This window comes from Pseudomonas sp. HMSC067G02 (assembly GCF_001813485.1).
Lineage (GTDB): Bacteria > Pseudomonadota > Gammaproteobacteria > Pseudomonadales > Pseudomonadaceae > Pseudomonas > Pseudomonas aeruginosa.
On sequence record NZ_KV812697.1, the window covers coordinates 98,719 to 109,936 of the forward strand.

Genomic DNA, 11,218 nt, shown 5'->3' on the forward strand with positions numbered 1-11,218 from the left:
CTGGGGAATCGCAGTGAAGAACCATCACGGGACAAATGGAAGAGAACCATGCTGCAAGTCGACAAGCTGCACCAGTACTACGGCGGTAGCCATATCCTCCGTGGCCTGAGCTTCGAGGCGAAGGTGGGCGAGGTGACCTGCCTGCTCGGTCGCAACGGGGTGGGCAAGACCACCCTGCTGCGCTGCCTGATGGGCCTGGTCCCTGCCCGCGAGGGCCAGGTCGCCTGGGAAGGCCGTTCGCTCACCGGACTCAGGCCGCACCAGCGGGTCCGCGCCGGGATCGCCTACGTGCCGCAGGGACGGGAAATCTTCCCCCGGCTGACGGTGGAAGAGAACCTGCTGATGGGACTGTCCCGTTTCAGCGCCAGGGACGCCCGGACGGTGCCGGACTTCATCTACGAGCTGTTCCCGGTCCTGCGCGAAATGAAACAGCGCCGCGGCGGCGACCTCTCCGGCGGCCAGCAGCAGCAACTGGCGATCGGCCGCGCCCTGGCCAGCCAGCCGCGACTGCTGATCCTCGACGAACCCACGGAAGGCATCCAGCCTTCGGTGATCAAGGAGATCGGCACGGTCGTCCGCAGCCTGGCGGCGCGCGGCGACATGGCGATCCTGCTGGTCGAGCAGTTCTACGACTTCGCCGCCGAACTGGCCGACCAATACCTGGTGATGGCGCGCGGCGAGATCGTCCAGCAGGGCCGCGGCCGCGACATGGAGAGCGAGGGCGTGCGCGGGCTGGTGGCGATTTGAACGGACTGGGACACACTGCCGCTGGCGCAACCGGGGCCTGCGCTGGCAATCTCTATGCCCTCGTCTTTCCGCAGGAGGTCGAAATGACCGTCACTCTGCGCCCGGCCGTCCAGGCCGACGCGGGCTTCGCCGCGCTCTGCGTCGCCGCCGCCTATGCCCCGTGGATCGCGGTGATCGGCCGCAAGCCCTGGCCGATGACCCAGGACTACCACGAGGTGATCGCCAGCGACCGGGTCCTCATCGCCGAGCACGACGGCCAGCCGGTCGGCCTGCTGGTGACCCGGGAAACCGCCGACGGCTTCCTCGTCGACAACCTCGCCGTGCTTCCCGAATGCAAGGGCCAGGGCATCGGCCGACAGCTGCTGGAACGCGCCGAGCGCGACGCGACGAGCCTCGGCTACCGCTCGCTGTACCTCTACACCAACGAGCGGATGACGGAAAACATCGCGCTCTACGCCAGGGTCGGCTACCTCGAATACGAACGCCGCCAGGAAGAGGGATTCCGCCGCGTGTTCATGCGCAAGGCCCTGGCCTGACCCGACCGATGACCGCCGCCCTCCCCGACCTGAGCTTCCACCCCGCCTGGCACGCCCAGCTGGAGCTGGCCTACGCCCGCGCCGGCGACGCCACACGCCCGGTGACGCGGCGCCACGCCGGACCGCTGCGGGTGCAGAAGCACCTCTACGCCGAAGGCCCGGAAGTCTGCCAGCACATCCTCGTGCATCCGCCCGGCGGCATCGCCGGCGGCGACAGCCTGGCCTTCGACGTGCGCCTCGGCGAACGCGCCTGGGCCCAGCTCACCAGCCCCGGCGCGGCCAAGTGGTACCGCGCCGCCTGCCCGTCGCGGCAGACCCTGGAGATCCACCTGGAGCCCGGCGCCACCCTGGAATGGCTGCCGCAGGAAAGCATCGTCTTCGCCGGCGCCCAGGCCGAACTGGAAACCCGTATCCAACTGCGCGGCGACGCCCGCCTGTTCTACTGGGACATGGTCGCCCTCGGCCGCCCGGCCAGCGGCGAGCGCTTCGCCAGCGGCCATTTCGTCGCGGCCCTGGACATCCGCCGCGACGACCGCCTGCTCTGGCACGAGCGCCAGCGCATCGACGGCGGCGACCGCCTGCTCGACTCGCCGATCGGCCTCGCCGGGCACCCGGTGCTGGCGACCCTGGTCGCCAGCGGCGAGATCGACACCGACCTGCTGCAACGCTGCCGCGCGCTCCCCTGCGCCGGCCGCGGCAACCTCAGCCAGTTGCCCGGCGGCCTGCTGGTGGCGCGCTGCCTGGCCGACGAGGCGCTGCACGCGCGAGCCTGGCTGATCGAACTCTGGCGCCTGCTGCGGCCGGCGCTGCTCGGCCGCGAGGCCGTTCCCCCACGCATCTGGAGTACCTGAGATGGACTTGTCCCCCCGCGAGAAAGACAAGCTGCTGATCTTCACCGCCGGCCTGCTCGCCGAGCGCCGGCTGGCACGCGGTCTCAAGCTGAACTACCCGGAGGCGGTGGCGCTGATCTCCGCCGCCCTGCTGGAGGGCGCGCGCGACGGCCGCAGCGTCGCCGAACTGATGCACTACGGCACCACCCTGCTGAGCCGCGAGCAGGTGATGGAGGGCGTGCCGGAGATGATCCCGGACATCCAGGTGGAGGCCACCTTCCCCGACGGCACCAAGCTGGTGACCGTCCACCAGCCCATCGCCTGAGGCCGCCCATGAGCGCTTCGATCCGCGACGCCGGCGTCGCCGACCTGCCCGGCATCCTCGCCATCTACAACGACGCCGTGGGCAATACCACGGCGATCTGGAACGAAACCCCGGTGGACCTGGCCAACCGCCAGGCCTGGTTCGACACCCGCGCCCGCCAGGGCTACCCGATCCTGGTGGCGAGCGACGCCGCCGGCGAAGTGCTCGGCTACGCCGCCTACGGCGACTGGCGACCCTTCGAGGGCTTCCGCGGCACCGTCGAGCACTCCGTCTACGTGCGCGACGACCAGCGCGGCAAAGGCCTCGGCGTGCAACTGCTACAGGCGCTGATCGAACGTGCGCGGGCCCAGGGACTGCACGTCATGGTGGCCGCCATCGAAAGCGGCAATGCCGCCTCGATCGGCCTGCACCGGCGTCTCGGCTTCGAGATCAGCGGGCAGATGCCGCAGGTGGGCCAGAAGTTCGGCCGCTGGCTCGACCTGACCTTCATGCAACTGAACCTCGACCCGACGCGCAGCGCGCCCTGAGCCCCAAGGAGCCCCCATGATCCCCGGTGAATACGACATCCAGCCCGGCGATATCGAACTCAACGCCGGCCGCCGCACCCTCGCCCTGAGCGTGGCGAACACCGGTGACCGGCCGATCCAGGTCGGCTCGCACTACCACTTCTTCGAGGTCAACGACGCCCTCGCCTTCGACCGTCCGGCCACCCGTGGCATGCGCCTGAACATCGCCGCCGGCACCGCGGTGCGCTTCGAACCGGGGCAGAGCCGCGAGGTGGAGCTGGTGGAAATCGGCGGCGGACGGCGGGTATACGGCTTCGCCGGGCGGGTGATGGGGGACCTCTAGGGCCCATTCCCAACTGGCCAGGTCCGAGGAAAGACAGCGAACACCGACGATCGCCAAAGGAGCGTTCGATGAAAATCAGCAGACAAGCCTACGCCGACATGTTCGGCCCCACCGTCGGCGACCGCGTGCGCCTGGCCGACACCGACCTGTGGCTCGAGGTGGAACGGGACTTCACCGTCTATGGCGAGGAAGTGAAGTTCGGCGGCGGCAAGGTCATCCGCGACGGCATGGGCCAGAGCCAGCTGGGCGCGGCGCAGGTGGTCGACACGGTGATCACCAACGCGCTGATCCTCGACCACTGGGGCGTAGTCAAGGCCGACGTCGGTCTCAAGGACGGGCGCATCCAGGCCATCGGCAAGGCCGGCAACCCGGACATCCAGCCCGGGGTGAACATCGCCATCGGCGCCGGCACCGAGGTGATCGCCGGCGAGGGCATGATCCTCACCGCCGGCGGCATCGACACGCACATCCACTTCATCTGCCCGCAGCAGATCGAAGAGGCGCTGATGAGCGGCGTCACCACCATGATCGGCGGCGGCACCGGCCCCGCCGCCGGGACCAACGCCACCACCTGCACCTCCGGTCCCTGGCACATGGCGCGGATGCTCCAGGCCGCCGACGCCTTCCCGATGAACATCGGCTTCACCGGCAAGGGCAACGCCAGCCTGCCGCTGCCGCTGGAGGAGCAGGTACTCGCCGGCGCCATCGGCCTGAAGCTGCACGAGGACTGGGGCAGCACCCCGGCGGCGATCGACAACTGCCTGGAGGTGGCCGAGCGCCACGACATCCAGGTGGCGATCCACACCGACACCCTCAACGAATCCGGCTTCGTCGAGACCACCCTCGGCGCCTTCAAGGGCCGCACCATCCACACCTACCACACCGAGGGCGCCGGCGGCGGCCACGCACCGGACATCATCAAGGCCTGCGGCTTCGCCAACGTGCTGCCCAGCTCGACCAACCCGACACGGCCGTTCACCCGCAATACCATCGACGAGCACCTGGACATGCTGATGGTCTGCCACCACCTCGACCCGGCCATCGCCGAGGACGTGGCCTTCGCCGAGTCGCGCATCCGCCGCGAGACCATCGCCGCCGAGGACATCCTCCACGACCTCGGCGCGTTCAGCATGATCAGCTCCGACAGCCAGGCCATGGGCCGGGTCGGCGAAGTGATCACGCGCACCTGGCAGACCGCCGACAAGATGAAGCGCCAGCGCGGCCGCCTCGACGGCGACGGTGCGCGCAACGACAACTTCCGCGCCAGGCGCTACATCGCCAAGTACACCATCAACCCGGCGATCACCCACGGCATCAGCCATGAAGTGGGCTCCGTCGAAGCCGGCAAGTGGGCCGACCTGGTGCTCTGGCGCCCGGCCTTCTTCGGCGTCAAGCCGAGCCTGATCCTCAAGGGCGGGGCCATCGCCGCCAGCCTGATGGGCGACATCAACGGCTCGATCCCCACGCCGCAGCCGGTGCACTACCGGCCGATGTTCGCCAGCTACGCCGGCAGCCGTCACGCGACCAGCCTGACCTTCGTCAGCCAGGCCGCCTTCGCCGCCGGCGTACCGCAGCAGCTCGGCCTGCGCAAGGCCATCGGCGTGGTCAGCGGCTGTCGTGGTGTGCAGAAGACCGACCTGATCCACAACGGCTACCTGCCGACCATCGAGGTCGACGCACAGAACTACCAGGTACGCGCCGACGGCCAGTTGCTCTGGTGCGAACCGGCGGACGTGCTGCCGATGGCACAGCGCTATTTCCTGTTCTGATTCCCACGCGACGGGGCCCGGCGCCACGCCGGGACGTCGACCGCTCCGTTCGGACAGCTTGGCTTGCCGGCGCTAGCGGCGACAATGGCGCCTCCCCGCAGCCGCCGGCAGTCCGTCCATGTCCTCCCGCCAATCGTCCCGCAACGCTTCCACCCCGTATCTGGCCAAGGCCTTCCAGGCGACGGCCATCGTCGTGGTCAGCTACTTCCTCTACTGGACCTACCAGCTCTACCAGTACGGCGAGATTCCCATCAGCAAGAAGGACGTGATGCTGCGCCAAGCCATCCTCGCGCGCTTTCCGGCGGACTACGAGGTGGAGATCAAGGGCGCCGACCTGCTCGGCTTCGGCGAGAAATTCCTGGTCGCCTACGGCAATCGGCGCTTCGTCGGCAAGGCCTTCGCCATGGACGACCAGGTCATCGAGCGCCTGGAGCGGAACCAGGGACGGACCAACCTGCCGCTGGTGAAGGTGTTCTACATCGCCGAACCCGGCCTCCTCTCCTCGCTGCTCAACCTCTCCCCGTTCCTGGATATCCAGAAGAACATGGTCGAGCTGAGCCTCCGGGAATACCGGAAGATCCAGTTGGTCCCCTTCGATCCGGACGCGAAGCGGAAACCGCGCGAGCAGTTCGAAACCGATTATGCCTTCCCCCAGCTGTTCAGCCTCAGCCAACTGGAAGTCGCCGACTACGACGGCGACGGCCGCGACGAACTGCGCCTGGGCTACCTGTCCTACGCCGGCGGTTCGGGAGGGACGCGCTGGTCGGTGATCTACGACCTGAAGGAGGGCGCGCTGAGCGCCCATTCCGGCTATCCGGAAATGCTCGACATCGACGTCGCCCGGTTCATCCAGGCGGTCAACCTGCACGCCGGCCTCGACGGCACCCTACCGCGCGACCAGCGTCAGCTGGAAGACGTGGTCGGCCGAGGCAGCGAGCGCTTCGCGCTGACCGCCGCGGAGCGCCAGGCACTGGTCGCCGACCCGCCGCAGCGGGACGACTACGCCAGGGTCCTGATGAGCCTTTCGCCGCGCTCGCCCTACGCCCCCGATCGCTTCATCGACCTCGGCGATGGCAGCCGACTGAGCCTGGCCCCGCGCCATACCGACGATTACTCGACCTTCCTCGACATCGGCGGGAAGAAAATCTTCGTCGAAGCCTTCTACGTCGACGACGACGCCTGCCACTGGTGCGAGCATCGCTGGCGAGTGATGGCTTTCCATTACGACGACGGTCGCTGGATCTCGGACCGCACCATCAACGGCGACGGCTTCAACGGGCAGTGGCTGCGCAACGCGGAGCCGCTGGGCCTCAACGACGTTTTCGGTACCTACCGCGACCAGGGCCCGGCGGGCCTGGCCTGGTCCTTCATCGACCCGCGCTGGACCGCCTCCAGCCAGCATGACCTGGACGATCCGCTGGGCGTGGGGATGCGCACCCTGTCGCCGGTGGAGCAATGGGTGAAGGAACGCTATCGGGAAAACTGAGGCAGGCCTTCAGCGCAACTGGCTGTCCTTGCTGCCGCGGCGGTTGTAGCCGCTGAACTTCGCCTGTTCCCTGTCGTGCTCGGCCTGGCAGTTGACGCACAGGCGCACGCCGGGAATCGCCCGGCGCCGCGCCTCGGGGATCGCCGCGTCGCACTCTTCGCAATGGGTCAGGCTCTCGCCACGGGGCAACTGGCTGCGCGCACGAGCGATGGCATCCTCGATCGTGCTGTCGATCTGTTCCTGCACCGCACCGTCGTTCGCCCACCCGCTGGCCATGACTGACTCCTCTGGCTGAAACCCTAGAACCTCCAGATATGGGCGTTCGCCCGCGGCTTTGCAAGGGCGGCGCGACCATCGGCCTGGCGTGGCACAATCGCCAGCCAAGCCTGGAGGTACACCGCATGATGGGACCGTTCCGCCGCCTCGCCCACCTGATCGACCAGGGCCGCCAGCTCGACGCCGCGCTCGCCGGCGATCCGTTCGCCCTGCCGGCGCCGGAGGACCGCTATAGCGTCCGGCAACTGCACGGCCTGTATCCGCGCCGTCATCCCGGTCTCTACGCACCGCTGCTCGGCAGCCTGGCGCTGCTGCTCGGTGCCGCGCCGCTGGGTCTTGCCGCGCTGCGCCTGGCATTGCCGGAGGCTCCTTTGCGGCCGCTGGGCTGGCTCTCCGCCCTGCCGCTGCTGGCGGCCTGGCTGTGGCTGATCGCCCTGCTCTCCCGTGGCGCCAGCCTCGGCCCGCGCCTGGCCCGCGACGCCAGCCTGCTGCTGGTCGGCACCGGGCTCCTGCTGCGCCTGGCCAGCGGCGAGACGTCGGGCCTGGTGGCGCTCGGCGGCGGCGCCTGTGCCTGGCTGCTGTTCAACAGCCGGGCGATGCAACGCTACATGGAACTGGTCTACGCCCAGCGCCTGTACCGCGCCCAGTCGGCCAACCGCCCCGGTTCGGCGCAGCGGCGCCTGGCCAACCAGGCCGCCTACCGCGAACGCAAGCGACGCGAGCGCTCCGGGCGATCCTGAACCAGACTGTCGCCCTGCGACCTTCTGCGCATTGGCGGGCGCCGCCACCAGCGCGTAGGGTAACGCGCTCTCTCTCCTCGGCCTCAAGGACGACCCGGACATGAAGATCGACTCAGCCTCCAGCTCTCCGAGCCTGGCCCAGCGGCAGCTGATGACCCGCACTCCCGACCAGGATTTCCAGCGCGACTTCCAGGCCGCCTACGCGCGCCTCGCGGTCGCCGCCGAAGGCAGCGCGGAGCAGGCCGGGGCGCTGGCCGACACCCTCGGCGCCACCCAGCTGGAATACAGCCGGGTGCGCGGCGTCAGCCTGGAAGACCAGTTGCGCTTCGCCCATGTGCTCAACCGCGCCTGCGAAAACGACGCGCAACTGGACGCCCGCGGCTTCCTCGCCCGCCTGGGCGCCGACGACCTGCAGGCGCTGCAGCGCAACATGGGCCTGGCCGAGCCGATCCGGGTCGAGGCGCTGAGCGAGGAAGGCGCGCGCAACCTGCTGCTGCCGGAAGGATACAGCGTCGACCTGGACGGCGACGGCATCACCGAGGTGGGCGCCGCGAAGATCCGCCACTTCCCCCCGCGCGACGCACCGCAGGCCTTCCTCGACCAGTGGCTGGCGCTCACCGCCGGCATGGACGGCGCCGCCTATTCGAACGCCCGCGACGGGTTGCAATGGGCTTTCGATATCCGCGCCATGGCCGGCCAGCCCCTGGCCACCGACCAGTTGGCCAGCTACCGCACGGCGGTGGACGACTACCTGGGCATGCTCGCCGAGCACCGCCACGCCCTGGTTCCCGGCCAGTACGAACGCGACCTGCCGCTGTACCAGGCGTTGCGCCAGCGCCTGGCCTGAGGTCGCCTACTCTTTGACTTCCATGTAGTCGCGGGCCCAGGCCTGGTATTCCTCGGGGAAGGTGTACTTCTTCGACAGCTCCGAGGCGGTCAGGTCCGAGGCCACCGCCCCGCGCTCCTCGCGCAGGCAGTCGTAGGTCGCCTTGATCGCGGCGAAATAGGCGGCGTGGCCGTTGACCACGACACGCACACCGAGCCGCGCCAGGCGGGCGTCGTCGCGCAGTTGCGGATTACCGTAGGTGACCAGCATCAGCGGGATGTGCAGGTGCTCGGCGATCGCCTCGAGGTGGGCGAAGTCGCGCACGCCGACCAGGCAGATGCCATCGGCGCCGGCTTCCTGGTAGGCCAGGGTGCGCTGGATCACCGCATCGACGTCGATCAGTTCGGCGTTGGTCCGGGCAATGATGGTCAACGCCGGGTCGACCCTCGCCTCCAGGGCCGCGCGGATCTTGCCGACGCCCTCCTCGACGCAGATCAGGTCGGTGGACTTGCGCCCGAACTGCGCCGGCAGCAGGGTGTCCTCGATGGTCAGCGCGGCGATTCCGGCGCGCTCCAGTTCGACCACCGTACGCATTACGTTCAGCGCGTTGCCGTAGCCGTGGTCGGCGTCGGCGATCACCGGCAGGCGCGCCACCCGGCCGATGCGGGTGGCCTGCTCGACGAATTCGCTGAGGGTGATCAGGGCGAAGTCCGGCGCCGCCAGGACCTGCAGGGAAGCCACCGAACCGCCGAGGATGCCGCACTCGAAGCCGAGGTCGGCGGCGATGCGCGCCGACATGGGATCGAACACGGAAGCGGTGTGGTAGCAACGGGAGGAGTCCAACAGCGCGCGAAACATCGCACGCAACTCATGGTGTGAGGCTCTATGCATGACGAAATCCAGGACAACACGGCAAGACGGAGTGGGAAAGCAGCGCCAACATAGCACCATGCGCGGGCCCCTTGGCAAATCCGTATACAAAGGTCGGGGCGGCCCGCACGGACGTACCAGGACGCTTCCTGCCGATCGCCGGCGGTGAAATCCGCGACGCTCTCGCATACACTGCGCGGCCGTTTTTCCCGGACCTTTTCGCGCCATGAACCCGAGCACCGCCGCCCGCGCCCTGGGCATCGATTTTGGCACCTCCAACTCCACCGTCGGCTGGTGGCGGCCGGAGGTCGAACCGCTGATCGAGCTGGAGGACGGCAAGATCACCCTGCCCTCGGTGGTGTTCTTCAACGTCGAGGAGCGCCGCCCGGTCTACGGCCGCCAGGCGCTCGGCGAGTACCTGGAGGGCTACGAGGGCCGGCTGATGCGCTCGCTGAAGAGCCTGCTGGGCTCCAAGCTGCTGAAGAGCGAGACCACCGTGCTCGGCAGCGCCCTGCCGTTCAAGGACCTGCTCGGCCTGTTCATCGGCCAGCTCAAGGCGCGCGGCGAGGCCGCCGCCGGGCAAGCCTTCGACGCGGTGGTGCTGGGTCGCCCGGTGTTCTTCGTCGACGACGACCCGGAGGCCGACCGCGAGGCCCAGGACACCCTGGTGCAGGTGGCCAACAAGCTCGGCTTCAAGGAGGTTTCCTTCCAGTACGAACCGATCGCCGCGGCCTTCGACTACGAGCGCGGCATCCAGCGCGAGGAACTGGTCCTGATCGTCGACATCGGCGGCGGCACCTCGGACTTCTCCCTGGTGCGCCTGGCGCCGGAGCGGCGCAACCTGGCCGAGCGCCAGGACGACATCCTGGCCACCGGCGGCGTGCACATCGGCGGTACCGACTTCGACAAGCAGCTCAGCCTGGAAGGCGTGATGCCGCTGTTCGGCTACGGCAGCCGGATGAAGAGCGACGCCTTCATGCCCACCAGCTACCACCTGAACCTGGCCACTTGGCACACCATCAACGCGGTGTACGCGCAGAAGTCGCAATTGGCGCTGAAGAACATGCGCTACGACATCGTCGACAGCACCGGCATCGACCGCCTCTTCAGGCTCATCGAGGAACGCGCCGGGCACTGGCTGGCGATGCAGGTGGAAGACAGCAAGATCCGCCTGACCGAAACCGAGCGCCTGCACCTTTCGCTGGAGCGCATCGAGGCCGGGCTCGGCGTGGAGCTGACCCGTGGGCTGTTCGAGAACGCCGTCGACGGACTGCTGGAGCGCGTGCGCAACAGCGTCGCGCAACTGCTGGCCTCGGCCGGGGTCGACCCGGACCGGGTCGACACGGTGTTCTTCACCGGCGGTTCGAGCGGCATTCCGGCGCTGCGCCGGAGCGTCTCGGCGATGCTGCCCAACGCCCGTCATGTCGAGGGCAACCTGTTCGGCAGCATCGGCAGCGGCCTGGCCATCGAGGCGAAGAAGCGCTATGGCTGAGCCGCCCTGGTCGTGCCCCTGCCCTATAGGGGGATAAGGTCACACCGGGCCCGCCATGGCGGATAACCGCGAGCGGTTATCCGCCCTACGCCAGGACCACGCCACACCCGTCCGCAGGGCGGATAACGCCACAGGCGTTATCCGCCGCCACACCGAGCCCGACGAGGGTGGGGCTCACTTCTTCAGGCAGGTGCTCATGAACGCCTTGCGTTCGTCGCCCTTGAGCGCCTTGGCGGTGGCGTCGGCGTTGCAGGTCTTCATCTTCTCCTGCTGGGTCGCCGCCTTGGCGCTGCCGCCGGCCTTCAGGCAACTGCTCATGAATGCCTTGCGCTCGTCGCCCTTGAGCGACTTGGCGCTGGCGTCGGCGTTGCAGCTCTTCATCTTCTCCTGCTGCGCGGTGGCCTTGCCGCCGGCAGGCGCGCCGGCCTTCAGGCAGCCGCTCATGAACGCCTTGCGTTCGTCGCCCTTGAGC

At 68.8% G+C, this 11,218-nt stretch carries 14 protein-coding genes; 11 read left to right on the forward strand and 3 right to left on the reverse strand.

All coding sequences use genetic code 11. From position 1 onward, the window contains the following. Positions 1 to 48: 48 nt before the first annotated feature. The 8 genes from urtE (at position 49) to HMPREF2914_RS19470 (ending at position 6,542) form a co-directional block, all read left to right on the forward strand. On the forward strand, positions 49 to 747 hold the full coding sequence (gene urtE / locus HMPREF2914_RS19435; protein WP_003095434.1) for an urea ABC transporter ATP-binding subunit UrtE: 699 nt from the start codon (positions 49 to 51) through the stop codon (positions 745 to 747). An 83-nt stretch (positions 748 to 830) separates the two neighbouring features. Continuing rightward, positions 831 to 1,283 carry a GNAT family N-acetyltransferase gene (locus tag HMPREF2914_RS19440; protein ID WP_003095437.1) on the forward strand — a complete coding sequence of 151 codons (453 nt, stop codon included), beginning with the start codon at positions 831 to 833 and terminating at the stop codon, positions 1,281 to 1,283. An 8-nt stretch (positions 1,284 to 1,291) separates the two neighbouring features. Continuing rightward, positions 1,292 to 2,134, forward strand: a complete 843-nt coding sequence (locus tag HMPREF2914_RS19445; protein WP_003116109.1) for an urease accessory protein UreD — start codon at positions 1,292 to 1,294, stop codon at positions 2,132 to 2,134. 1 nt (position 2,135) lies between these two features. Further along, positions 2,136 to 2,438, forward strand: coding sequence for an urease subunit gamma (locus HMPREF2914_RS19450; RefSeq protein WP_003095443.1), 303 nt, complete (start codon positions 2,136 to 2,138; stop codon positions 2,436 to 2,438). Positions 2,439 to 2,446: 8 nt separating this feature from the next. Continuing rightward, the gene (locus tag HMPREF2914_RS19455) at positions 2,447 to 2,965 is read left to right on the forward strand and encodes an L-methionine sulfoximine N-acetyltransferase (RefSeq protein WP_003095446.1); all 519 of its coding nucleotides are present in this window, start codon (positions 2,447 to 2,449) and stop codon (positions 2,963 to 2,965) included. Between the two features lie 16 nt (positions 2,966 to 2,981). Next, positions 2,982 to 3,287 carry an urease subunit beta gene (locus tag HMPREF2914_RS19460; protein ID WP_003095450.1) on the forward strand — a complete coding sequence of 102 codons (306 nt, stop codon included), beginning with the start codon at positions 2,982 to 2,984 and terminating at the stop codon, positions 3,285 to 3,287. Between the two features lie 68 nt (positions 3,288 to 3,355). Then, positions 3,356 to 5,056, forward strand: a complete 1,701-nt coding sequence (gene ureC / locus HMPREF2914_RS19465) for an urease subunit alpha (RefSeq protein WP_003095453.1) — start codon at positions 3,356 to 3,358, stop codon at positions 5,054 to 5,056. Between the two features lie 118 nt (positions 5,057 to 5,174). Further along, positions 5,175 to 6,542 carry a hypothetical protein gene (locus HMPREF2914_RS19470; RefSeq protein WP_019486470.1) on the forward strand — a complete coding sequence of 456 codons (1,368 nt, stop codon included), beginning with the start codon at positions 5,175 to 5,177 and terminating at the stop codon, positions 6,540 to 6,542. A 9-nt stretch (positions 6,543 to 6,551) separates the two neighbouring features. On the opposite strand, the gene HMPREF2914_RS19475 is transcribed toward HMPREF2914_RS19470, so the two are convergent. Then, the gene (locus HMPREF2914_RS19475; RefSeq protein ID WP_003095462.1) at positions 6,552 to 6,818 is read right to left on the reverse strand and encodes a DksA/TraR family C4-type zinc finger protein; all 267 of its coding nucleotides are present in this window, start codon (positions 6,816 to 6,818) and stop codon (positions 6,552 to 6,554) included. A gap of 125 nt (positions 6,819 to 6,943) precedes the next feature. On the opposite strand from HMPREF2914_RS19475, the gene HMPREF2914_RS19480 reads away from it, so the two are divergent. Both HMPREF2914_RS19480 and HMPREF2914_RS19485 read left to right on the forward strand, forming a co-directional pair. After that, positions 6,944 to 7,558 carry a hypothetical protein gene (locus HMPREF2914_RS19480; protein WP_010895687.1) on the forward strand — a complete coding sequence of 205 codons (615 nt, stop codon included), beginning with the start codon at positions 6,944 to 6,946 and terminating at the stop codon, positions 7,556 to 7,558. Between the two features lie 100 nt (positions 7,559 to 7,658). Beyond that, a complete protein-coding gene (locus HMPREF2914_RS19485) occupies positions 7,659 to 8,405 on the forward strand; it encodes a hypothetical protein (RefSeq protein ID WP_003110939.1) in 747 nt (248 codons plus the stop codon). A gap of 6 nt (positions 8,406 to 8,411) precedes the next feature. Here the strand turns inward: HMPREF2914_RS19485 and HMPREF2914_RS19490 are convergent, their stop codons facing one another. Further along, positions 8,412 to 9,275 carry an isocitrate lyase/PEP mutase family protein gene (locus tag HMPREF2914_RS19490; RefSeq protein WP_003121125.1) on the reverse strand — a complete coding sequence of 288 codons (864 nt, stop codon included), beginning with the start codon at positions 9,273 to 9,275 and terminating at the stop codon, positions 8,412 to 8,414. Between the two features lie 205 nt (positions 9,276 to 9,480). Here HMPREF2914_RS19490 and HMPREF2914_RS19495 point away from each other — a divergent pair, with 205 nt between their 5' ends. Further along, entirely contained in the window at positions 9,481 to 10,746 is a 1,266-nt protein-coding gene (locus HMPREF2914_RS19495; protein ID WP_003095476.1) for an Hsp70 family protein, read from the forward strand. Positions 10,747 to 10,920: 174 nt separating this feature from the next. Here the strand turns inward: HMPREF2914_RS19495 and HMPREF2914_RS19500 are convergent. Beyond that, a partial coding sequence (locus HMPREF2914_RS19500; protein WP_049311577.1) for a PsiF family protein occupies positions 10,921 to 11,218 on the reverse strand: 298 nt, incomplete at its 5' end.